This is a genomic window from Methylophilus sp. YYY-1 (assembly GCF_029132825.1).
Classification (GTDB): domain Bacteria; phylum Pseudomonadota; class Gammaproteobacteria; order Burkholderiales; family Methylophilaceae; genus Methylophilus; species Methylophilus glucosoxydans.
This window is the reverse complement of sequence record NZ_WOVG01000003.1, coordinates 229,449-252,165: the sequence shown is the minus strand read 5'-3', so window position 1 is coordinate 252,165 and position 22,717 is coordinate 229,449. Positions and strand designations below refer to the sequence as shown.

The 22,717-nt window shown below is 52.6% G+C and carries 19 protein-coding genes; 7 read left to right on the top strand and 12 right to left on the bottom strand.

Translation table 11 applies throughout. The annotated features are described in order from the left end of the window. Positions 1-11 precede the first annotated feature (11 nt). From rlmF to GOC95_RS10300, 3 genes are all read left to right on the top strand, one after another. Positions 12-932, top strand: coding sequence for a 23S rRNA (adenine(1618)-N(6))-methyltransferase RlmF (gene rlmF / locus GOC95_RS10310; RefSeq protein WP_275356975.1), 921 nt, complete (start codon positions 12-14; stop codon positions 930-932). Between the two features lie 219 nt (positions 933-1,151). Next, entirely contained in the window at positions 1,152-2,636 is a 1,485-nt protein-coding gene (locus GOC95_RS10305; protein WP_275356974.1) for a DEAD/DEAH box helicase, read from the top strand. Further along, positions 2,636-3,088, top strand: coding sequence for a YaiI/YqxD family protein (locus tag GOC95_RS10300; protein ID WP_275356973.1), 453 nt, complete (start codon positions 2,636-2,638; stop codon positions 3,086-3,088). The genes GOC95_RS10305 and GOC95_RS10300 overlap by 1 nt, the downstream gene beginning before the upstream one ends. Before the next feature lie 10 nt (positions 3,089-3,098). Here GOC95_RS10300 and GOC95_RS10295 read toward each other — a convergent pair whose 3' ends face one another. From GOC95_RS10295 to leuS, 6 genes are all read right to left on the bottom strand, one after another. Continuing rightward, positions 3,099-4,022 carry a matrixin family metalloprotease gene (locus GOC95_RS10295; protein WP_275356972.1) on the bottom strand — a complete coding sequence of 308 codons (924 nt, stop codon included), beginning with the start codon at positions 4,020-4,022 and terminating at the stop codon, positions 3,099-3,101. A 169-nt stretch (positions 4,023-4,191) separates the two neighbouring features. After that, entirely contained in the window at positions 4,192-4,842 is a 651-nt protein-coding gene (gene nadD / locus GOC95_RS10290; protein ID WP_275356971.1) for a nicotinate-nucleotide adenylyltransferase, read from the bottom strand. Between the two features lie 66 nt (positions 4,843-4,908). After that, on the bottom strand, positions 4,909-6,165 hold the full coding sequence (locus GOC95_RS10285; protein ID WP_275356970.1) for a glutamate-5-semialdehyde dehydrogenase: 1,257 nt from the start codon (positions 6,163-6,165) through the stop codon (positions 4,909-4,911). Between the two features lie 23 nt (positions 6,166-6,188). Beyond that, on the bottom strand, positions 6,189-7,232 hold the full coding sequence (gene holA, locus GOC95_RS10280; RefSeq protein ID WP_275356969.1) for a DNA polymerase III subunit delta: 1,044 nt from the start codon (positions 7,230-7,232) through the stop codon (positions 6,189-6,191). A gap of 2 nt (positions 7,233-7,234) precedes the next feature. Continuing rightward, the gene (lptE, locus tag GOC95_RS10275; protein WP_275356968.1) at positions 7,235-7,750 is read right to left on the bottom strand and encodes an LPS assembly lipoprotein LptE; all 516 of its coding nucleotides are present in this window, start codon (positions 7,748-7,750) and stop codon (positions 7,235-7,237) included. A 23-nt stretch (positions 7,751-7,773) separates the two neighbouring features. Further along, entirely contained in the window at positions 7,774-10,389 is a 2,616-nt protein-coding gene (gene leuS / locus GOC95_RS10270) for a leucine--tRNA ligase (RefSeq protein WP_275356967.1), read from the bottom strand. Positions 10,390-10,691: 302 nt separating this feature from the next. Here leuS and GOC95_RS10265 point away from each other — a divergent pair, with 302 nt between their 5' ends. Continuing rightward, on the top strand, positions 10,692-12,911 hold the full coding sequence (locus GOC95_RS10265; RefSeq protein WP_275356966.1) for a TonB-dependent receptor: 2,220 nt from the start codon (positions 10,692-10,694) through the stop codon (positions 12,909-12,911). A gap of 54 nt (positions 12,912-12,965) precedes the next feature. Here the strand turns inward: GOC95_RS10265 and adk are convergent, their stop codons facing one another. From adk to GOC95_RS10240, 5 genes are all read right to left on the bottom strand, one after another. Next, complete coding sequence (gene adk, locus GOC95_RS10260) at positions 12,966-13,619, bottom strand: adenylate kinase (protein WP_275356965.1); 654 nt, start codon at positions 13,617-13,619, stop codon at positions 12,966-12,968. Between the two features lie 157 nt (positions 13,620-13,776). Further along, on the bottom strand, positions 13,777-14,556 hold the full coding sequence (gene rsmA, locus GOC95_RS10255) for a 16S rRNA (adenine(1518)-N(6)/adenine(1519)-N(6))-dimethyltransferase RsmA (RefSeq protein WP_275356964.1): 780 nt from the start codon (positions 14,554-14,556) through the stop codon (positions 13,777-13,779). Then, on the bottom strand, positions 14,553-15,551 hold the full coding sequence (gene pdxA / locus GOC95_RS10250; RefSeq protein ID WP_275356963.1) for a 4-hydroxythreonine-4-phosphate dehydrogenase PdxA: 999 nt from the start codon (positions 15,549-15,551) through the stop codon (positions 14,553-14,555). The genes rsmA and pdxA overlap by 4 nt, the downstream gene beginning before the upstream one ends. A 36-nt stretch (positions 15,552-15,587) precedes the next feature. Continuing rightward, entirely contained in the window at positions 15,588-16,907 is a 1,320-nt protein-coding gene (locus GOC95_RS10245; RefSeq protein ID WP_275356962.1) for a peptidylprolyl isomerase, read from the bottom strand. Then, positions 16,904-19,285 carry an LPS-assembly protein LptD gene (locus tag GOC95_RS10240; protein WP_275356961.1) on the bottom strand — a complete coding sequence of 794 codons (2,382 nt, stop codon included), beginning with the start codon at positions 19,283-19,285 and terminating at the stop codon, positions 16,904-16,906. Before GOC95_RS10240 ends, GOC95_RS10245 begins: the two co-directional genes overlap by 4 nt. 207 nt (positions 19,286-19,492) lie before the next feature. Between GOC95_RS10240 and GOC95_RS10235 the strand changes: the two genes are divergently transcribed. From GOC95_RS10235 to GOC95_RS10225, 3 genes are read left to right on the top strand one after another with little or no spacing between them, the layout of a single operon-like run. Beyond that, positions 19,493-20,461 carry a phosphotransferase gene (locus GOC95_RS10235; protein ID WP_275356960.1) on the top strand — a complete coding sequence of 323 codons (969 nt, stop codon included), beginning with the start codon at positions 19,493-19,495 and terminating at the stop codon, positions 20,459-20,461. 2 nt (positions 20,462-20,463) lie between these two features. Then, positions 20,464-21,129: an N-acetylmuramate alpha-1-phosphate uridylyltransferase MurU gene (gene murU / locus GOC95_RS10230; RefSeq protein WP_275356959.1), complete on the top strand. Its 666-nt coding sequence runs from the start codon at positions 20,464-20,466 to the stop codon at positions 21,127-21,129. 22 nt (positions 21,130-21,151) lie between these two features. Beyond that, complete coding sequence (locus GOC95_RS10225) at positions 21,152-21,580, top strand: phosphate-starvation-inducible PsiE family protein (RefSeq protein ID WP_275356958.1); 429 nt, start codon at positions 21,152-21,154, stop codon at positions 21,578-21,580. Between the two features lie 29 nt (positions 21,581-21,609). Here the strand turns inward: GOC95_RS10225 and GOC95_RS10220 are convergent, their stop codons facing one another. Further along, on the bottom strand, positions 21,610-22,638 hold the full coding sequence (locus GOC95_RS10220; protein WP_275356957.1) for a diguanylate cyclase: 1,029 nt from the start codon (positions 22,636-22,638) through the stop codon (positions 21,610-21,612). Between the last annotated feature and the right edge of the window lie 79 nt (positions 22,639-22,717).

Here is a 22,717-nt window from a genome sequence, read left to right as displayed (position 1 = left end):
AATACTTAGGCATGAAGCCCGTCAGTTCTTCATCTGCATTGCATCCACGCAATCTGCACCGCGAGGGCTATGACTTTGCGCTGCTGGTGCAGGCACATACGGCCCTGGCGCCCTATGTGCGCCCGAATGCCTATGGCGATGACTCGATAGACTTTGCTCATCCGCAGGCAGTGAAAACCTTAAACCAGGCCTTGCTCAAGCAGTATTATGGCGTGACGGTGTGGGATATTCCCAAGCATTACTTATGTCCGCCTATTCCTGGCCGGGCCGATTATGTGCATTACCTGGCGGATTTATTGGCCGAGTCTGGTCATGCGCAATCTGTGCGTTTGCTCGATATCGGCACCGGCGCCAATCTAGTCTATCCGCTGATTGCGGCCCAGACTTATGGCTGGCAATGCTTGGGCGTGGATATTGACGCCAACGCCTTGCGCAATGCACAGCAACTGATTGAAGCCAATGGCTTGCAGCCACTGATTTCTGTACGCCAGCAGCCGAATGTGGCTGCCATTTTTAACGGCGTGATCTTGCCGGGCGAGCAATGGACGCTGACCATGTGCAACCCGCCTTTTCATGCCTCGGCGGCTGAGGCACAGGCGGGCACACAGCGTAAATGGCGCGGGCTGGGCAAGCGGCCACCGCAAGCACTGAATTTTGGCGGCCAGTCCAATGAGTTGGTGTATGAGGGCGGTGAGGCAGCGTTTTTAACCACCATGATTCACGAGAGCAGGCATTTTGCCCAACAGTGTGTATGGTTTACCACGCTGGTCTCCAAAGCCAGCAACCTGCCGCTGGTGATGCGTGAACTCAAAAAAGCGCGGGCACTGACGGTAAAAACGGTGGAGATGGCGCAAGGCCAGAAGCAAAGCCGCTTTGTGGCGTGGACGTTTCAGACGATCACCACGCAAAAAAGTCCGTCATCCGTGGCTTGATTGGATGCAGACATTTTTAAATACAGTGTTTGCGTAAATAGCGGGTATAATGTAACTACCCTGTGAACTACCAATCCTCACAGCGGCCTTGTCATAAATCATCGATATAATCCTCGTTTGTCCAGATTGGTGTTGCTGCGGCAACAGACCAACGCCCAATAATTTGTTGCATGCTTGTCTTTTGTGATGGGCGATGCACACTATTAAAGTTGAATAACCTTGTCACAAGAAAATACCCCTGCAAACACGACGTTTGCTGATTTGAATTTGTGCGCGCCTGTGTTGCGCGCGATTGCCGATGCCGGCTATACCTCACCGACGCCGATTCAGGCGCAGGCGATTCCTTATGTATTGCGCGGTGGCGATTTACTGGCCGGTGCGCAAACCGGGACAGGCAAAACCGCTGGCTTTACCTTGCCGATTTTGCATCGCTTGTCTGAAACCCCGTTAAAACAAACCGCCGCAGGCAAGCCGCGTTGCCTGATTCTGTCGCCAACACGCGAGCTGGCGGCGCAGATCGGCGAGTCAGTGACCACTTACGGTAAATATCTTCCATTGAAAAGCATGGTGGTGTTTGGCGGGGTGGGCATTAACCCGCAAATCAGCCGCTTGAAAAAACCACTCGATATCATGGTAGCGACGCCGGGCCGCTTACTCGACCTGACTAACCAGAAGGCGCTGGATTTGTCTGGCATTGAAATTCTGGTGCTGGATGAAGCCGACCGCATGCTGGATATGGGCTTTATTCACGACATTAAAAAAGTGCTGGCCTTGCTGCCCAAGCAGCGGCAAAACCTGCTGTTCTCGGCGACGTTTTCCGATGAAATCAAACAGCTAGCAGATAATCTGCTGAATAACCCGGACCTGGTGGAAGTGGCGCGTCGGAACACCTCAAACGCGCTGATTGAGCAAAGTGTGCATATGGTGCCGCAGTCGCACAAGCGTGAGATGGTGAGCTTTTTGATCAAGCAACATCAGTGGGAGCAAGTGCTGGTATTTACGCGTACCAAACATGGCGCGAACCGGCTGGCGGAGAAGCTGGTAAAAGACGGCATCCCGGCCATGGCGATTCATGGCAACAAGAGTCAGAATGCCCGCACGGCGGCGCTGGCCGAGTTTAAAGCGGGGGGGATCACTGCGCTGGTGGCGACCGATATTGCTGCACGTGGCCTGGATATTGACCAGCTGCCGCAAGTGGTGAATTTTGAGCTGCCTAACGTGCCCGAAGACTATGTGCACCGCATCGGCCGGACTGGCCGTGCTGGCGCCACTGGGGCGGCGGTGTCGCTGGTGGATAGGGAAGAAGTCAAATTGTTGAAAGACATTGAGAAGCTGATCAAGCGTGAGATCCCCAAGCTGCCAGTAGAGGGCTTTGTCGCCCCCGAAAAAAGCAGTGAAGAACCGGATCGGCCATCACGGACTCAGCCACGCGGTCAACGGCCTGCGCCTAAATCGGGCCAGGCGCCCCGTGACGCGGGGCGTAGTCAGACACCAGGCCAACCCAGACAACATCAGCCGAAACCAGGTCAACCCCATTCCGCGACAAGCAACCCGCGCAACGCTGGACAACACGCTGGGCAGAAAAAACCGGCGAATGCATCTGGACATCCTGCTGCCCAGCAAAAATCTGCGCGTCAGCCAGGGGGCCACAAACCACAAGGCGGCGCATTATTTAGCGCCAGACCGGTGCCGAAAGCCGGTTAATGCGGATTTGGGTGGATGCCGATGCCTGCCCGGGCGTGATCAAGGACATCCTGTTTCGGGCGGCGGAGCGTAGTCAGGTCATGACTACCTTTGTCGCCAACAAAGTTCTCTATGTGCCGCCCTCAGCCTATTTGCGCGCCTTGCAAGTCGCCAAGGGGTTTGATGTGGCAGATAACGAGATCGTGGCGATGCTGGAAGCGGGCGATTTGGTGATTACGGCAGATATCCCGCTTGCCGCGCAGGTGATTGAAAAACAAGGCCATGCGTTGAATCCACGCGGGGAGTTTTATTCTGAAGAGAATATCCGCGAGCGGCTGGCTATGCGCGACTTTATGGAATCACTGCGCGCCAGCGGGGTGGAAACGCAGGGCCCCAATGCCATGCAGGCGTCTGACCGCCATGCGTTCGCGCGGCAACTGGATCAGTTTTTGGCGCGCAAACGCATGGTCTAGGCTAGCCTTGCTAAGCGTATGCGTTGATTACCGTTTGACGTCTGCTGCCAAGGTTACGTCTGTATAGCAGGCCAAGCAACAGGCCGCCCGCCAACAGATTCAGGCTGATGCTGGATTCAGGCACCGGTGTTACGACGGACCAACCGATAGCTGCCATGCCTGCATAATCCAGATCGGTAAAATATTTGCGTGTGCCAGGAGTAATGTCTGGGTCCATCACCGTCTCCTGCAGTGTTCCGCCAACCGTGCTCATGGTGCCGGGTGCCCAGTGCGCCAGGTCATTGCTGAGGGCGACGGTCCCGGTTTCGCTACTGTTAAAATTGCTGCCGTTGACCTGTGCTTCAAACGAGGGGGCCAGGCCAAAGCCAAGCACGTGGGCAATTTCGTGTACGGCCACCGTGTAAAAATCAAATTGGGTATTGGTCAAACCTGCCTGATCCTGGCCAAAATACCATGAGGTTGAACTGTTGAAGCTGATCATGCCACCCCAGGTGGCAAAGTCGGTGGCACTGTTACCCGTGGTGTTAGTCTGGCCACGGTCGACGGCGTTGGCGCAAAAACTGCCTAGCCCACTACATGAATAGCCGCCGGACCCGCCTGCGCCAATGGTGAAGCCACCAAGGTTATCGCTACCCACATATATTTTGATCACATTTGCCGCCACACTCAGATTGGAGAGCGTTTGCGTTTGGTTAATATCCGAGGGGTCAAGAATCAGACCCTGGAAGTTGTTGAGGCCGCCTGAATTAATGGCGCTTAGTGAGTCGGTAATACGGGTTTCAAACACCGAGGCAGCCGAATTGAGGGTTTGAATGTTGGTGCTGTTAAAGAAGCCGCTGGTATCGTAACTAAAGTCAAATTGGATATCAATATTGGCAAATGCGGACGGGGACGCAACGAGCAAAGCAGTGAGAGACCAGGTTAACAATTTCATCGCAGACGTATCCTCTTGATAAGTAATTTAGAGTTGTTTTAACCGCAGTATAGCGATTTTATTTCTGCTGTTGAGCATACTGCCGTGTCTGGGCTAAAAATAGCCATGATGCATCCTGCGTTTAGGGCAAAATGCGACAGCATGCCACCCGATGGGGACTGCAAGAGGCTTAAGCCGACTGATATAGATGGTGCTGCTGGATATACTGGAGCACAGACGCAGGCAACTGGTCTGTCAAATTCTGGCCTGGATGCGCCAGTGCTGCACGGATGCCGGTCGAGGAAATCGCCGGCGGGCTCTCGGGCAAATAGCCGATGAAGCCATGCGTAGCGGCTGCACACTGGCTGGCAAAGGCCTCGATAGCCACGAACTTTTCCGTGTGTTCTGCATGTAACACAAGCCTGGATGCCAAGTCTGCACGGTGCACAACCAACAGATGGCAATACTCCAGCAGCTCCTGCCAGCGGTGCCAGGTCGGCAATTGCTGGTAGCTATCCTGGCCAATGAGCAGGCAGAGGGATTGCTCGGGGAAACGCTGGCGGAGCAGGTGTAACGTCTCTATGGTGTAAGAGGGGCCCTGGCGATCCAGTTCACAGCTGTCGAGCACGTATTGCGGATGCGCCTGAATGGCAAGCTTGACCATGGCAGCACGGTGTTGCGCCGTAACCGCCGGGGCAGTCTTGTGCGGAGGCAATGCGGCAGGTACAAAGCGGATTTGCGTACAGTGCAGCGTGTCAAGCACGGTCTGCGCGAGCGCCAGATGCCCGTTGTGAATGGGGTTAAAGGTGCCGCCGAAAATGCCTATGCATTCCATCTTCATGACTCTTTGGGTAGATTATGGCGTTGCGCATCTAGCATTGCACAAGCCAAACGCCTGCCAGCGTGATTAAGCGCGGACGTGGCCGTCACCCAGAACGACATACTTGAGGGAGGTTAAGCCTTCCAGACCGACCGGGCCACGCGCATGCAGTTTGTCGGTAGAAATACCGATTTCTGCACCAAAGCCATATTCAAAGCCATCGGCAAAGCGGGTAGAGGCATTGACCATGACACTGCTGGAGTCCACTTCACGCAAAAACTGGCGTGCCTTGGTGTAGTTTTCGGTCACAATCGCCTCGGTGTGCTGGCTGGAATACTGGTTGATATGCGCAATCGCTTCATCCACGCCACTGACTACTTTGCACGAGATAATCGCGGCCAGATATTCGGTGTAATAGTCTTCTTCAGTCGCCGCCTTTGCCTGTGGCACGATGGCATGCGTTTCGTCGCAACCACGGATTTCCACACCTTTGGCTAGCAGCATCTCGGCCAGTTGAGGCAAGGCAGTGTTGGCGATGCTGCGTGCGACCAGCAGTGACTCTGCCGTGTTGCAGGTGCCCAGACGCTGGGTTTTGGCGTTTTCGAGGATACGCACGGCTTTAGCCAGGTCAGCTTCGTCATCGACATAGACATGGCAGTTGCCATCCAGGTGTTTGATCACAGGGATGCGGGCATCGTTGCTGATGCGCTCGATCAGGCCTTTGCCGCCGCGTGGCACGATCACATCCACATATTGTTTCATGGTGATGAGTTCACCGACGGCAGCGCGGTCAGTGGTCTCGACCACGAGCACGGCCGCTTGTGGCAAGCCTGCTTGTTGCAAGCCCTGATGCACGAGTTTGGCCAGCGCCTGGTTGCAATGGATGGCCTCGGAGCCGCCGCGCAGAATGCAGGCGTTGCCGGATTTGATACACAAACCCGCCGCATCGACCGTCACGTTAGGACGGGCCTCGTAAATAATGCCGATCACGCCCAGCGGTACGCGCATCTGGCCGATCTGGATGCCGGAAGGACGGTATTTGAAATTGCTCATTTCGCCAATCGGGTCTGGCAGGCTGGCAATTTGTTCCAGGCCTTCTGCCATGGTTGCCACCGATTTCTCGCTTAATGTCAGGCGGTCCAGCATGGCGGCTTCCATGCCATTGGCTTGGGCGGCTTGCAGGTCTTGCTGGTTGGCGGCGAGCAGGGCTTTTTCGTGCTGACGGATCAAGGCGGCAATATTGCGCAGCGCCTGGTTCTTGGTGTTGGTGTCAGCTTTTGCCATCAAGCGGGAGGCGGCGCGTGCCTGCTCCCCCAGTTGTTTCATATAGTGTTGAATGTCCATAATCGCTATTCTAACTGAAAACCTTAACGAGACCTGCCTGTGGCGGTTCTGGCCGTCTTGTTGGCTGCCATGCGCGCAATGCCTGTACATAGCCTTGACAGCTCCAGCCAGGCATCGCCATCGCCCACGCCTTTTGCCATACGGTCTATGTCAGACAGTTTTTGCAAAGCAGCTTCGATATGTTTTTGCGGTAAAAATTCCAGCGCGCGCCTGACTAATTGCTGGCGGTCACCAAATAGCCTGGCCTGACTCAGCGCGGCTTGCATGGCGATGCCTTGTTGCATGGCCAGCCTTACCTGCAACAATGGGCGGAACAGCCAAATCAGCGGATTCATGACCGCCACCGCGGTTTCGCCTTCTTCGCGCAGGCCTTCGAGCATGCGCATCACGCGTTGCGGATCGCCTTGCAACATGGCTTCCCCCAGTTGCGAGACATCAAAGCGGGCCACATTAAGCACGCATTGGCGGATGGCGTCTTCACTGAGCGGGCCGGGGGGATAGAGCAAGCCCAGTTTTTGGATTTCCTGATGGGCGGCCAGCAGATTGCCTTCGACCTGCTCGGCAATAAAGCGGCGCGAGGCTTCATCTGCAGTTTGCTGTTGCATGGCCAGTCGCTGCGCAATCCACTCCGGCAGTTGTGCCAGCGGCACCTGGTTCAGTACCAGCAGCACCCCATGTTGTGACAGGGCTTCGTACCAGGCGCTGCTGGTCATGTCACGGTCTGGGGCGGGCAGGGTGAGGATGATGGTGGTATCAGCCGCAGGCTGTTCTGCCAGTTGCTGCAAGGCTTTGGCGCCTTCCACGCCGGGCTTGCCGGTGGGGAGGTTGATTTCAAGAATGCGTTGCTCGGCAAACAGCGAAAAGCTCTGCAGAAACTGGCTGACTTGTCCCCAGTTGAAGTAGCGTTCTACAGTAAAACTGGCACGCTCTTGCGCGCCATGTTGGCGTGCGGCGGCGCGGATCTGGTCTATGGCCTCGGTGATGGAGAGGGGCTCATCACCCGCCAGCACGAACAAATGCTGTTTGGGAGGCAAGTATTGCGCGAGTTGCGCTGCCTGAATGCGCATGGCTATTCGGCTTTTTTAAGGGCAGACAGTCGTCGCATGATGCCGTTGAGCACGTCTAACTGCATGCTGTCACTGAGCATTTTTTGCTCGGCCTGCTTGGCCAGCAAGTTGGCGTCGTTATAGGTATAGTCACGACGGCCTTCCATGATCAACGGCAGTGCCCAAGTTGGCTCACCGGTGACTTTGGTACGGTATTGCACGCGGTAGTACAGCTCGTATTCACGCACTACACCGGTTCCGCTCAGAGACAGAATACGTTGTTCGTTTTCTTCTTTGAGCAGTTCCAGCTGTAGCTCAGCTTCTTCTGCGTCGGTCACAACCTTGACACCCTGTTCTACCAAGGCCTTTTTGAGCGCAATATTGATTTGCGTAGAGCCCTTGATAAAAATGGTTTTAAAGGCAATCGGTGACGGTTGGCGCAGGTGAAACCCGCAAGCAGACAAGAGCGCGGTCAGCACGGCGATGCTGCACCACAGGGTGATCGCGTGAATCCAGCGGGTCGGGGTTGTCTGCTGCACAATGCGCTCCTCGAAAGAAAGGGCTAAGCCACCACAATATTAATCAGTTTGTTGGGCACAACGATGATTTTTTTCACGCTGCCTTCGTTCAGGAATTTTTGGACGAAATCCTGATTGACGGCAGTCGCTTCAATCTGCTCTTTGGCCATGCTCTTGGGGATGCTGATGCTGCCACGCAGCTTGCCATTAACCTGCACCACGTATTCCACCTCGTCCTGTACCAGGGCTGAGTTGGCTGGTTCTGGCCATTTGGCAGACAGAATGTCTTCGCCAAGTTTGAGCGATTGCCACATGACTTGCGTGATGTGCGGCGCAATCGGCGATAACAGGCGCAACAGGATGCTGTAGCCTTCAAACGCCACGGCGACCCAGTCTTTTTCTGCCTCTTTTTGCACTTTCTCCAGCGTGTTGAGGATTTTCATGCAGGCAGAGGCCACTGTGTTGAACTGTAGCTTGCCCAGATCGACATTGGCCTGTTTGAGCACGCTATGCACTTCACGTCTGTGGTTGGCCAGCTCGCCGGTCAGTTTGTTTGGCAGGTCAGCAGGGGTTTGTTGGGACAAGGCATGGCCAAAATTCCATACCCGTTTCAAGAAACGGTGTGAGCCTTCCACGCCACTGTCTGACCACTCCAGCGTTTGTTCTGGCGGCGCCGCAAACATCATAAAGAAGCGGGCAGTATCCGCGCCATATTGTTCAATCAGCGATTGCGGATCGACGCCATTGCGCTTGGACTTGGACATGGTGCCTATGCCCTGGTAGTCAATGGCCGAGCCATCTTTGAGCAGCTTGGCACCGGTCACCTTGCCGTTGTTATCGTGTACCAGCTCGACTTCTTCCGGCGCAAAATATTCAATACCGCCTTTAGCCGTGCGGCGTGAGAAGATATGATTCAGCACCATGCCTTGTGTCAGCAGGTTGGCAAATGGCTCATCATAATTGACCAGCCCCAGGTCGCGCATGACCTTGCTCCAGAAGCGGGAGTAGAGCAGATGCAAAATCGCGTGTTCAATGCCGCCAATATACTGGTCTACCGGCATCCAGTGATTGGTCTGTGCATCCACCATGGCTTCATTGCTAAAGCCTGAGGCATAGCGTGCGTAGTACCAGCTGGAATCGACAAAGGTATCCATGGTGTCAGTTTCGCGCTTGGCGGGCTGGCCACATTTGGGGCAGGTGCAGTTTAAAAAGTCTTCGCGCTTGTTGAGCGGATTGCCTGAACCATCCGGGACACAATCTTCCGGTAATTTCACCGGTAGCTGGTCATCAGGCACAGGCACATCGCCACAGCTGTCGCAATGAATGATCGGAATCGGGCAACCCCAGTAGCGCTGACGGGAAACGCCCCAGTCGCGCAGGCGCCAGTTGGTCTGCTTGCCGCCCAGATTTTTTTCTGCCAGATCTGCTGCCACAGCCTCAACTGCTTCTGCATAGCCCAGATCGTTATATTTGCCAGAGTGGATGCAGACGCTTTTGGTTTTATCACCGTACCACTCTTGCCAGGCTGCCAGGTCAAATTCCTGACCGAGCACGCTGATTACTTGTTTGATCGGCAGATTGTATTTTTTGGCAAAGCCGAAATCACGTTCGTCGTGCGCAGGCACGGCCATGACGGCGCCTTCGCCATAGGTCATGAGGACATAGTTGCCTATCCACACCGGCACCTGTTCGCCGGTCATCGGGTGGGTGACGGTCAGGCCGGTGTCCATGCCTTCTTTTTCCATGGTGGCCATGTCAGCTTCCATGACGGAGCCTTGCTTGCATTTGTCGATAAATGCTTGCAGCGCCGGGTTTTGTTGCGCAGCTTGTGTCGCCAGCGGATGCTCGGCTGCCACGGCACAGAAGGTCACGCCCATGATGGTGTCGGCACGGGTGGTGAATACCCACAGTTTGCCGTCATCAATCAATTGGCCATCATTGTTTTTGATGTCGTGCGTAAATGCAAAACGCACGCCCACGCTCTTGCCTATCCAGTTGGCCTGCATGGTTTTGACACGCTCTGGCCAGCCTGGCAGTTTGTCCAGGTCATCCAGCAATTGCTGTGCGTAGCCGGTGATGTTGAGGTAATAGCCAGGGATTTCGCGCTTCTCAACCAGGGCGCCGGTGCGCCAGCCGCGGCCATCAATCACCTGCTCATTGGCGAGCACGGTCTGGTCGACCGGGTCCCAGTTCACCACCTGGGTTTTTTTGTAGGCGATGCCTTTTTCCAGCATGCGCAAAAACAGCCACTGGTTCCATTTGTAATAGTCAGGCTGGCAGGTGGCCAGCTCGCGGCTCCAGTCGATGGCAAAGCCCAGTGACTTCAACTGCTTGCGCATGTAGGCAATGTTGTCATATGTCCATTGCGCTGGTGGCACGCTATTCTGAATCGCCGCGTTCTCTGCAGGCAAGCCAAACGCATCCCAACCCATGGGTTGCAACACGTTAAAGCCTTTCATATGGTGATAGCGGCTTAATACGTCGCCGATGGTGTAGTTACGCACATGCCCCATATGCAACTTGCCACTTGGGTAGGGGAACATCGACAAGCAATAGTATTTGGGCTTGTGACTGTCTGCCTTGGCCTGGAAACTCAGCTTGCTGTCCCAGTGCTGTTGGGCCTGTTGCTCGACTTCTTTAAATGGATACTGCTGTTGCATGCTGAAATGGGTTTGAAATAAAAAACAAGATTATACCTGACTAAGGTTCTGCTGGATGGTGGGGATGATTTTCCTGAAGCGGAATTTTTAACGCCTGCATATCCACGTAAGTGGTGGTTGATATTAACCAATTCTAAATCGGATTGGTTTTTTTGGACCAGTGATTAAATTGATTTATCATTAATATATAGTCATAAAATAGATTATTTTTATAACAATCATATAGTTAATAATTATCGCGATATGTTGGCATGTTGTTTGCAGCCTTGACACACTCTGTTGTCATTTTTGGGGTTACACACATGCAAAAACCAAGAAAAAAACTGATTGTCGTTGCGACGGCATTTTCATTACATGCCTATGCGCTACAGGGGCTGGCAGAAGACCAGTCTCAAGCGAGCAAGTCGGTGGCGCTGGATAAACTCGAAGTCCGTGGCATTTTGCCCGACCGCCTGGACTCCGTGCCGGGGTCATACGATTTAATTGATGAAAAAGCACTGATGGAGCGCCGCCCATTCTCAATTCAGGAAGCGTTGAACAATGTGCCTGGTGTGAATGTCGTTGGGGAGAATACATTTGGTTTGGGCGTGAATATCGGGATTCGGGGATTAAACCCTCGCCGGACTTCACGTACCTTGTTAATGGAAGATGGGATGCCTATCTTTCTGGCGCCTTATGGAGATCCGGCAGCGCATTACACCACACCGCTTGAGCGTGTACAGCGTATTGAAGTTGTAAAGGGGTCCGGCCAGATTCTTTATGGACCACAGACCGTGGGCGGCATGATCAACTTCGTGACTCGGCCTGTGCCAACGGATGGACAAGTGCATGGAAATGTACAGGCGACGTTGGGTAACCATGACTTTAGCAGTCTTTACGGCACGATAGGCGCTGGTGATGAGCGTGGAGGACTGATGATAGATGCCCTACATAAAAAAGGCGATGGCATCCGCAAGCATCATGACTTTGAGATTCAGGAGTATACGGCGAAAGGACAGTTAAACTTGTCGGACAGACATACGTTGATTGCTAAAGCCAGTTATTTCCGCGAGGACTCGCATGTATCAGAAACCGGTTTGGGCCTTGTGGAGTATAACGAAGATAAGTATCAGGCACCTACTGGCAAGAATGATGTGTTTCAGCATGAGCGGACTACCTTTCAATTGCAGCACTTGTTTCAGGTCAATGAGCAGGTGAAATTGAGTACGCAAGCTTATTATGCAAAATCTGAACGGGCATCATTCAGGCAAATCAACAACCCAGGTGAAAATGCGGGTCGATCCCAACTGGAAAGATGTCCAGCAGGCATTGGCGGTAATGGTAACCCTAATCTGGCGTTAGCTGATCAATGCGGCGGGCGTTGGCGGCCACGTGAGTTTGAATATTGGGGGATTGAGCCACGTCTGGATATTCAACACAGCCTATTCGGGATCGAAAGTAATGCAGTATTGGGCTTCAGATATCACAAGGAAGACATCGATCGTAAACAATATCGTGGTGATGACGCCCGTTTCCAACATCTGGGTTTTGCCCAAACGACCTTGCCACGAGAAGATATTAAAATTGAAGTAGAAGCAAAGTCCTATTACGCACAGAATACCTTCTATGTTGGAGACTGGACATTTACGCCCGGTCTGAGACTAGAGGATATTCGGATTAAAACGGATGTGATGCGTGCAGATGGTAACCCCCAAAATAACCCTGAGTCCAAGTTAACGAATAATCAAACTAAGTTATTGCCAGGATTGGGTTTGACCTGGAATGGCTTTGAGAAAACAACTTTATTTGCGGGTGTGCACAAAGGTTTTGCACCACCACGTCCTGACCGTGACCTTTTTGCTGAAAATGGTGCGAATACAGCCGTTGTGAGTAAAACCAAGTCAGAGGAGAGTATTAATTGGGAGTTAGGTTTAAGATCGAGTTTCTTTAAAGGCGTTACATTTGAGAGTACCTTATTCCACACGGTCTTTGATGATATTGTCGTCGCTGGGCCTGTACAAGGCACATTCATTAATGGTGGTCAGTCTGAACAAAATGGTATCGAGTTTGGTGGTCGAATTAATTTTGGGCAGATTTACAACACTTCGCACAACTTCTACATCGCAGGCTCTTACACTAACTTGTTCACTGCTAAATTTAAAAAAACCAATGCAGCAGCTAATATTGTAGACGGTGATCGCTTGCCATATGCCCCTCGGCATCTTGCTTCTTTAAGCTTTGGTTATGAGCATCCGGTTGGTCTTGATGCACGTATCGGGGTGGATTATGTGAGCCGTCAGGAAGAGGATGTGTCCTTCAGAGCCGGCCGTAATAGTGCGAATGTATTTCGAGGGGTGACAGGTGATATTCCATCTTACGCGCTCATTAACGCGACTGTGAATTACAGACCGGTTGGTAGTCGCATGACTTATTTTGCTAGCGCTTATAATCTGGGTGATCGCGAATATCTTGCTAGCCGTGTCGATGGTATGGTGGCAGGACGCCAGCGCCAGGTTTTTGGTGGCATACGTTACGATTTCTAATCGTAACGTCCATAAAAAAAGCCCGCAACTTGCGGGCTTTTTGATTTGAAGAAATTATTTCAATGCTACAAAGATTTCTTCTTTAATGGTATTCAATTCACCCAGGCCATTGACCTTAACGTATTTTGGCGCGCCGCCCTGGCCAGAATTGGCCCAGTCTGAGTAGTAGCCGATCAGCTGTTCGGTCTGGTTGTGGTAAACCTCCAGACGCTTTAATACCACTTCTTCCTTGTCATCATCGCGTTGTACCAGGTCTTCGCCGGTGACATCATCTTTGCCTTCCACTTTTGGTGGGTTGAATTTGACATGGTAGGTACGACCTGAAGCCGGGTGGCTGCGGCGGCCACTCATGCGCTCAACGATGGCCGCGTCCGGCACATCAATCTCAACCACGTAGTCAATGCCTACGCCGGCCTGTTTCATGGCTTCGGCTTGCGGAATGGTGCGCGGAAAGCCGTCAAACAGGAAACCATTGGCGCAGTCGGCATCTTTAATGCGTTCCTTAACCAGGCCGATAATGACTTCGTCTGGTACCAGGCCGCCGGCATCCATGAATTTTTTGGCTTCAAGACCTAATTGGGTGCCTGCCTTGACTGCTGCGCGCAACATATCGCCGGTGGAAATTTGCGGAATATTGAATTTTTCTTTGATAAAGGTGGCTTGTGTCCCTTTACCGGCACCAGGGGCGCCCAGCAGAATCAAACGCATAACATGCTCCAAAAATGGGTAAGAATAAAAAAAACAGAATTATATCAGGCTCTGTTTTAAAGCAGATTTAAAATCAGCTTAAGGCTGCACACAATCGCAAATTGGCCAGCCGCTGCTAAGTGACTATTTTGTTATTAACTTGTTGATATGAATGGTTTTATGATTGATTTTGGCTTGCCAGATAATTGCTGATCGCGACAAACTCGGCCACGCTAAGATTTTCGGCGCGTAACTGCGAATCGATATTCAACGCGCTGAAGCCTGCATCATCCAGCAGTCCTTTAAGTGTGTTGCGCAAGGTTTTGCGGCGCTGGCCAAACGCGGCGGTGACCACTTTGGCAAACAGGGCTTCATCCGTCGCCGGGAAAGGCAGGCTGGCGTAGGGCACGCAACGGACAAAAGCAGACTCGACTTTCGGTGCCGGATCAAAGGCTTCGGGTGGCACGGTGACCAGATATTCCATCTGCAAACGGTATTGCAGCATGACCGACAGGCGGCCATATTCAGCGTTGGAGGGGGCGGCGACCATACGCTCGACCACCTCTTTTTGCAGCATAAAGTGCATGTCTATAATCTGCGACGTGTTCTCGAGCAGCTTGAACAGGATGGGGCTGGAGATGTTATAGGGCAGGTTGCCGACGATGCGGATGCGTTCACCCAGGGTGCCGAAGTCAAACTTGAGCACATCCGAATTGTGGATGGTCATTTTTTGCGCCGGATAAAAGCCTTGCATCCATTGAATGATGTCACGGTCGATTTCGACGACGTGCAAGTGGTTCAACTGTTTGAGCAAAGGCTGTGTCATGGCGCCCAGCCCCGGGCCGATTTCCACCATCAGATCCTCCGCTTGTGGATGAATGGCATTGATCAGGCTCTGGATAATGCTCTGGTCGATCAGGAAGTTCTGACCAAACTTTTTCTTGGCGATATGTTTCATTTGTGACGAGTCTTGCGGGTATGCGAAAGTGCAATGGCGAGCTGGATGGCGCTCAGCATGCTGCCGATATCGGCTTGACCGCTGCCCGCAATATCCAGCGCCGTGCCGTGATCGACCGAGGTGCGGATAATGGGCAAGCCCAGCGTCACATTGACACCTTGGCCAAAACTGGCATGTTTGAGTACGGTCAGGCCCTGATCATGGTACATGGCCAGAAACGCATCGGCATGGGCCAGGTTTTTCTGCGAAAACATGGTATCTGCGGGCAGGGCGCCCATCAGTAGCATGCCCTCTGCGCGCAACTGTGTCAGCACCGGGTTAATCGTGTCGATTTCTTCCATGCCCAGATAGCCATCTTCCCCTGCATGCGGGTTCAGTCCGGCGACATAGATGCGTGGTTGCGGGATGCCGAAGGTGTGTACCAGATCATGGTGCAAAATACGCAGCGTGGTGGTGAGCGAGGCTTGCGTAATGGCGGCGCTGACTTGGGTCAGTGGTAAATGGGTGGTCGCCAGAGCCACGCGCATGCCTCCCCCCACCAGCATCATCACTACTTGTGCAGTGCCTGTTTTTTCTGCCAGATATTCGGTGTGGCCAGTAAATGCAATGCCGGCTTGGTTGATGATGCCTTTGTGCACGGGGGCGGTCACCATGGCATCAAATTCCCCGGTCTGGCAACCTGCCAGCGCGCGGTCCAGCATCTCTAGTACGGTGCGGCCATTCCGGGGATCCAGTTTGCCTGCCACGACGGGGGCGGCCGTTGGGATGGGCAGCACGGTCAGCGTGCCATCGCCTGCGTGGGAGTGAAGTGGCCGGACGTCCGTGTGTATGGTGAGTGGCATGCCCAGTTGCGCAGCGCGTGCCTGTAAAGCTTGCGGATCAGCCAGTACCACAATCTCTGCTGGCAGGGCGGTATGCGCCAGCTTGACGCAAACATCCAGGCCGATGCCTGCAGGCTCGCCAGACGTAATGGCAATTTTGGGCAAAGCGTTCATGGATGGTGCAGATGCGCCGGTTTCAGTGCGCTGCACTTAAAACTTGTCTTCCAGCCGCATTTCGACAAACGCCTTGTCGCGCAACTCATGAACCCAGTCGTTGTAAGCTTCTTCAGCCTTGCGTGCACGGATTTCCTGACGCGCTTTCAAGCGTTTGGATTCTTTGGACATGTCCTGTTTACGGCGCTCCAGCACCTGGATCAAATGCCAGCCAAACTGGCTACGGATAGGGGCGCTGACTTCGTTGATGGCCAATTCTGCCATGGTTTTTTCAAATACCGGCACGGTGTCACCCGGGCTGATCCAACCTAAATCGCCACCGTTGGAGGCGCTGCCATCGTCCGAATACTGGCGTGCCATGTCCTGGAATGGTGTACCGTGGTCTATACGCTCTTTAATGCCTTCTATTTTCTGTCTTGCTTCCTTGTCCGACAACACCTCGTTCGGTTTGAGCAGAATATGGCGGACATGGGTCTGGTCAACAATCAGCGTACTGGCGCCCGCACGTCTTTCATTGAGCTTTAGGATATGCACACCGCTTGCACTGCGGATTGGGCGAGAGATACCGCCGGGCTGCATGGTTTTAACCAGTTCAAGAAACTGGGCAGGCATCTGCTGACCACTGCGCCAGCCCAGGCCGCCGCCGTCCAGCGCATTTGGTGCATCCGAAAAGTTGGCCGAGGCTTTTTCAAAACTCATGCCGTCCGCCAGCGCTTTCATGATTTGTTCGGTACGTGCTTTGGCTTTTTGAATGTCGTCTGGGCCGCTGTCTTCGGGCAGGCGAATCAAAATCTGCGAGATGTTAAATTCATCCAGTTCGCCTTCTTTTTCCTGTGTCGTCAAGTAGTTATCAATTTCCGCTTCAGAAATATTTACTTTGTTATCAACATCGCGCTCGCGCAGACGGGCGATGATGATGTCATTGCGGATATCTTCACGGAATTTGTAAAAGTTGGTGCCATCTTCTTCGAGCGCTTTTTTAAACGCAGGCAAGGTGAGGTTGTTTTGTTCGGCAATCCGGTCTATGGTTTTGTCCAACTGCGCATCATCCACCTTGATGCCAGTTTGCGCTGCGAGTTGCAATTGCAGGCTATCGACAATCAGCCGCTCCAAAATCTGTTTCTGCAACGCTTCATCGGGCGGCAGGTCAGCGCCTTTTTTGAGCATTTGTGCTTTCACATATTCCATACGGTTCAGCATTTCACGCTCGGTAATTACGGATTGATCGACCACGGCAATAATGCGGTCCATTTTTTCAATCGGTTTTTTTTCTGCCGCGAATAAGGTTGCAGACTGTGCTGTGATGAGCAAAGCGGTACTCAACGTGAGGATTAAATTCAGTATATGTTTCATCATTGCGCGTTCTGGTCTCTGTAAATTGCCGGGATATCATAAGTGCGCATATAAGTTGGGATATTGCGCTTGATCACATTCAGCGGGTTGGCACCAATAGAGGTCAGCCCACCGAGTTCGAGTTGAAAAAACATGCCGTAGTTCGCATTGGCCGTCGCTGTTTGCACACGTTGCATGACAGCACGTGCCTGCCAGCAGCCCGCATCATACTCAAGTCCGCCCAAAAACTGTACTGCATTGGCGTCACGGATAGAGTAGTTCAATCGGCTGATGCCGTACCAACCGGAGCCTAGTGGCCATTGCGCTGAAGTATCGATTTGCTCCAGCGTGTTAGCCGTGTAACGGTAGCCGAAGGTAAACGATTTGCCTGGTTCAGGGTTATAGCGCAGCAAGTAATTGTTGCGCTGCATATTGCTTCTTTCTGTATCGTATTGCCAGAAAGTATCCAGATTCAAGCGACTGGAGAGCCTTGCCGTGAAGCCAGCCAGAATGTCCGAGGATTTACTGATACTGGTGGTGGTATTGGGTAGTGTGACTTTCTGGTCTTCAAAATAATAGCGCTGCGCCAGCGTGCCACTCAGGCGCTCAATGCCGGTTTCACTGTCAATCAGACGGCTGGTGAGGGCCAGTGTCATCTGGTTGGCATTATTGACACGGTCATCGCCACTGAACTGATTTTCATAAAAAATCGAGTTCTGGTTCAAGGTGTTGAGCGAGGTGTCAAAAATCGGAAGCTTGCTCTGGTCTTTATAAGGGATATACACATAGTATGCCCGTGGTTCCAGCGTATGCGTATACGTGGTATCAAACAAGCTGGTCTGACGGTCAAAATACAGACCAGAATCCAGGCTCATGATAGGCAGCGTACGATTCAACTGATTGTATTCTTGCGAATATCCTACCGGCGTATTGTTGCTCAAACTGTATTGCGTGCTTTGCACACCAATTTTTGGTGTCAAAAAAGCATAAGAGTTTTTCATCGGGTATGAAATCGAAGGGTAGACACTCATGCGACTGCCGCTAGGCTTGTCTACCATGCCATCCATGGTTTGAAAGTTAACGTATTGCGCCCCTGTCTGAACATGGAAACCTTTAAAATCATCGTTGTAGGTTAACGTAAGCTGAGGTAATCGCTGATAAACAAAGGACACGTTATCCAGGTTTTGGTAGCGCTGAAGGATGCCGTTAAAGGTGACGTGCTCACTGTTGTAATTGGCAAACACGGCTTGTTGCAAGTTCACACGTGAAGTGACCTGAATCCGTGTCGCTAGGTCTGAAAAGTAAGTATCATCAGAGACCTTTTCAAAGCTGTAGCCGCCAGACCAGTTACTGCCAAAGCTTTGTAAATGCGTGAGCTTGGCGTAGTAACGGGTTTGCCCCGTCATGTTGTCTTTATCCAGATACTCCAGGTTGTTGATGCCGGAATAGGTTTCGCCCAGATAGCGGAACTCTCCTTGCAGTTGCAGGCCGCGCTTGCTGAAGTAGTTGGTGGATACCGTGGCATCCATATCCGGGCTGATATTGATATAGTAAGGCGTTAAAAGCTGAAAACCGCTCCGCGAGGTCGTGCCCCACAAGGGCGCAAGAAAGCCGCTTTTACGTTGGTTGTTATACGAAAAGCTCATCCAGGGCGTGTAGAGGATAGGCACCCCTTTGAATTCGACATAGGCATTGGTTGCCACGCCGGTTCTAGAGTAATCGTTCAGTTCCAGGCTATTAGTTTTGATATACCAGTCATCCACATCCGCTGCACAAGAGGTATAGCTGGCGCCTTTCAGGCGTTTGATGTTCTGGCCTTCAAAGAGCACCTGTTTGGCGGTGGCGCGAATGTTGTCAAATGCATTGCTTTTGGTACTGGCCTGGGTGCTGTAAGACTGATTGTCTTCCAGATATCTTTTCGGGTCACTGAGTAAAATTGCCTGATCATTCAGCAAGGGACTACCGTCCTCATCGTTGGGCGGTGGCGGGCTACTTTTGAATTCAATGGATACATCACGCATTTCACCGATGTTTTCGCTCAGGCGCATGCGCAACATGGGGCCGGTGATTTTGGTTTGACCGGCGGTAATCACCGCATTGCCTTCGACTTGCAATTCATCGTTCTGGATATCGTAGCGAATATCATCGCCCGTGACCTGTTGCCCGTCTTTGCGCATCACAGCGTTGCCCGTCGCACGCATTTGACGGTCCATGCGCAGTTGCAGGGTGTCGCCTTCAATCTCAATCGCACCTGGCAAGGTGACCGCCTCTGCCAGCTGAATTTTTTCAGGGGCAGCCTCTTCCTCAGCGCGCAAGTGCTCAGGCGAGAGTGTGCCTATGGCCAGCAATGCCAGAATCAGGCGGATCCCGCGCTCCTGAAAAGTAGATGAGTGAACGTGCAAGTTATTCAAAGAGTGATCGTTTCGGTCAGGCCTGCCGTTGGCAGCGTAATTATTACGGCGAATTTTGGGATGTTAGCCCGATGCCTTGTTTCAATTGCGCTATATTATTCATGAAAACGCTTAAAAAGTCATTTTTCCCTTAAAATGGCTGCCGCATTTTCATCGCAGCGGCCACCAGACAGGCCTATTCAAGATTCGGGATATTTTGTGGATAGAACACAGCACCTTCAGCAATGGCTGACAGACGTACTTCAGCAACCCTTTACGCTCAGCACGGCTTCCGCCGATGCCAGTTTCCGTCGCTATTTCCGCGTACATCTGGCCGCAGAAACCCTGATTGCCATGGATGCGCCACCGCCCCAGGAGGATTGCCGTCCTTTTGTCCGCGTGGCCGAGCAGTTACTGGCCGCGGGGTTGAATGTGCCCAAGATTCTCGCGCAAGACCTGGAACAAGGGTTTTTGCTGCTCAGTGATCTGGGCAATGACACCTATTTGTCGCAGCTCAATGCCGGTAATGCCAAAGCCTTTTATGGTGATGCATGCCAGGCCTTGATCAAGATGCAACTGGCGACCCAGCCCGCCGCTTTGCCGCCTTATGACAGTGCGTTGCTCATGCGTGAGTTACAGTTGTTCCCGGAATGGTATGTGGGCAAGCATTTGGGCAAAACGCTGACTCCGGAGCAGCAAGCGGTGATGGACAAGACATTTGCCTTGCTGGTCGACAATATTTTGCAGCAGCCACAAGTGACCGTGCATAGAGACTATCACTCGCGCAACTTGATGGTTACCGCCGAGCATAATCCCGGCGTGCTTGATTTTCAGGATGCCGTGATCGGGGCGATTACTTATGACCTGGTTTCGCTGTTCAAGGATGCCTATATCCACTGGGATGAAGAAATCATGATGGATTGGGTGGTCCGTTATTGGCAATCTGCCAAGCAGGCGGGATTGCCCGTGAATACTGATTTTGGTGAGTTTTATCGTGATTTTGAATGGATGGGCGTTCAGCGGCATATCAAGGTGCTGGGGATTTTTGCGCGGCTGTATCATCGGGATGGCAAGGCGGGCTACCTCAAGGATATGCCGCTGGTGATGCAATATCTGCAAGCCGCTTGCGAGCGCTATGTCGAGTTGCGTCCTTTCTTTAAGTTGCTGAAGACGCTAGAGGCGGCATGAAGATGCGCGCCATGATTCTGGCCGCTGGTCGCGGTGAGCGCATGCGGCCGCTGACCGACCACACGCCCAAACCCTTGCTGGCAGTGGGCGGCAAGCCCTTGATCGTCTGGCATATTGAGCGCTTGGCGCAAGCAGGAATCACTGAGATTGTCATTAATCATGCGCATCTGGGGGCGCAGATTGAAGCCGCGCTGGGCGATGGTGACCGCTGGCAGGTGAATATCAGTTACAGTGCAGAAAGTACGGCGCTGGAAACTGCGGGGGGGATTGCCTATGCCTTGCCGCTATTAGGGACGCAACCATTTCTGGTGGTGAATGGCGATGTCTATACCGATATTGACTATGCACGCCTGGCGCTCCCCGCCGGTAAACTGGCGCATCTGGTCATGGTGGATAATCCGCCACAACATCCGGCCGGAGATTTTGGCCTGGTCAATGGCCTGCTGCAAGAAGACGCCAGCCATAAACTGACGTTCTCAGGTGTGGGGGTTTATCATGCAGACTTGTTTGTAACGGTGACGCGCGGGCAGCCAGCCAAACTGGCGCCGTTATTAAAAGCCGCCATGCGGCAGCAACAAGTCAGCGGGCAGCACCATGCGGGGGTCTGGCATGACATTGGGACGCCAGAACGATTAAAACAACTGGATGAATGGTTAAACAGATCATAACAAGCAGCAAAAAGGGAGCATCATGAAACCACCGTACGAGCATAAAACAGACAAGCTGGCGCATCAGGCCTTGATGTGGATAGAACGTTTAGGGTTGGGGCTAGTGACACTGGCCACCTTCTTTTCACTGGCGCATGAACTGTCGCGTATGTGGAACGCCGGCATGGTCGACCTGGGCGATTTGTTGCAGCTGTTCCTGTATCTGGAAGTCTTTTCCATGATCAACAGTTATTTTGGCTCTGGCAAATTGCCGATGCGCTACCCGATTTATATTGCCATGGTGGCCCTGGCGCGGTATTTGTTGCTGGATATGAAAGAAATGACAGAGACGCATATGCTGGCAGTGTCTGCCGCGATTCTGATTCTGGCCGTTTCGGTCTTGGTGATGCGTTTTGGCCATGCCCGCTATCCTTATGAGGATATTCCCCAGCAAAAACGGGATTTGTTGTAATTGGCCGCTGAGGTCCTCAGCGGCACGGCTCAGGCAGCAACAAGGGCTTCGCTGGACAGGGTGACACGGTTGCGGCCATTGGCTTTGGCCGTATACAGGGCCTGATCGGCACGGCTGAACAGGTCCTCTGGCTGTTCGCCAGGCTGGTAGGCGGCCACGCCCAATGAGATGGTGATGTTGGAAATCATATGCTGCGTGATGGTGTTTTTGATATTGATCGCTGCAACTTTATGCCGGATTTGCTCGGCGATTTCACGCGCGGTTTCCAGCTGCGTATTCGGTAGCAGCAACACAAACTCTTCACCGCCATAGCGCGCCGCCGTGTAGCTGTTGCCGGCAACGGTTTTAAAAATGCTGGCAACTGCCTGGATCACCTTGTCGCCAAACAAGTGGCCATAGCTGTCATTCACCTTTTTGAAGTAATCAATATCCGCAATAATCAGGCTGGTATCGACGATGTGCTGTTGCAGGCAATCGTGCAGCGCCACGTCAAAGCCCTTACGGTTCATGAGGCCAGTCAGCCCGTCTTGCAAGGCTTCTTGTCTGGCCTTGATCATTTCGTTTTTGAGCGCGTCCACCTCTTCCAGGCTTGAGCTCAATTTGCCTTGCAAATGGTTGAGGCTATTGGTCATCATCAGCGTTTCTGACAGCAATGAGTCCAGTTGCAAAGCCAGTTGCGGCTCCTGTTGCTGGATCTCGTTAGACCAGGCATCCAGGGTTTTACTGTATTCGCTTGTTTGCAGCCCGGTTTTTTCGGTCGAGCTGCGCATTTCGGTGACGACTTGGCTGAAACGTTCTACCAGTTTTTTCGCATGATCGGTATCAATGCCGGCAATATGCTTGTTAAAGACATGGGCCGTGCTTTTTTCATTGAGTTTTTTTTCTTTTTCAATCAGTGCGTTGACCTCATCAATCAGGCGCGCATGTTCGCCGGACGAGTATTCATACCAGACCGCATAGCTGACTGGATGAAAGGCGGCATCCTGCATCGACATATGGTGGATGGCTTGCCGCAGGTGCTCTGCACTTTTTTCTTTGGTGACTTCGTATTGCATCATGGTTTTCCGCGATGTTCAGTTCAACACTAGGTAATCTTTATTTGTGATTAGGGCATACTGGATAACATATCGGCAGCTG

Coding starts and splice junctions, on each gene's coding strand:
- rlmF (WP_275356975.1), top strand. CDS start 12: ATGAAGCCCGTCAGTTCTTCATCTGCATTGCATCCACGCAATCTGCAC.
- GOC95_RS10300 (WP_275356973.1), top strand. CDS start 2,636: ATGCGGATTTGGGTGGATGCCGATGCCTGCCCGGGCGTGATCAAGGAC.
- GOC95_RS10295 (WP_275356972.1), bottom strand. CDS start 4,022: ATGAAATTGTTAACCTGGTCTCTCACTGCTTTGCTCGTTGCGTCCCCG.
- nadD (WP_275356971.1), bottom strand. CDS start 4,842: ATGAAGATGGAATGCATAGGCATTTTCGGCGGCACCTTTAACCCCATT.
- GOC95_RS10285 (WP_275356970.1), bottom strand. CDS start 6,165: ATGGACATTCAACACTATATGAAACAACTGGGGGAGCAGGCACGCGCC.
- holA (WP_275356969.1), bottom strand. CDS start 7,232: ATGCGCATTCAGGCAGCGCAACTCGCGCAATACTTGCCTCCCAAACAG.
- leuS (WP_275356967.1), bottom strand. CDS start 10,389: ATGCAACAGCAGTATCCATTTAAAGAAGTCGAGCAACAGGCCCAACAG.
- GOC95_RS10265 (WP_275356966.1), top strand. CDS start 10,692: ATGCAAAAACCAAGAAAAAAACTGATTGTCGTTGCGACGGCATTTTCA.
- adk (WP_275356965.1), bottom strand. CDS start 13,619: ATGCGTTTGATTCTGCTGGGCGCCCCTGGTGCCGGTAAAGGGACACAA.
- rsmA (WP_275356964.1), bottom strand. CDS start 14,556: ATGAAACATATCGCCAAGAAAAAGTTTGGTCAGAACTTCCTGATCGAC.
- pdxA (WP_275356963.1), bottom strand. CDS start 15,551: ATGAACGCTTTGCCCAAAATTGCCATTACGTCTGGCGAGCCTGCAGGC.
- GOC95_RS10245 (WP_275356962.1), bottom strand. CDS start 16,907: ATGATGAAACATATACTGAATTTAATCCTCACGTTGAGTACCGCTTTG.
- murU (WP_275356959.1), top strand. CDS start 20,464: ATGCGCGCCATGATTCTGGCCGCTGGTCGCGGTGAGCGCATGCGGCCG.
- GOC95_RS10225 (WP_275356958.1), top strand. CDS start 21,152: ATGAAACCACCGTACGAGCATAAAACAGACAAGCTGGCGCATCAGGCC.
- GOC95_RS10220 (WP_275356957.1), bottom strand. CDS start 22,638: ATGATGCAATACGAAGTCACCAAAGAAAAAAGTGCAGAGCACCTGCGG.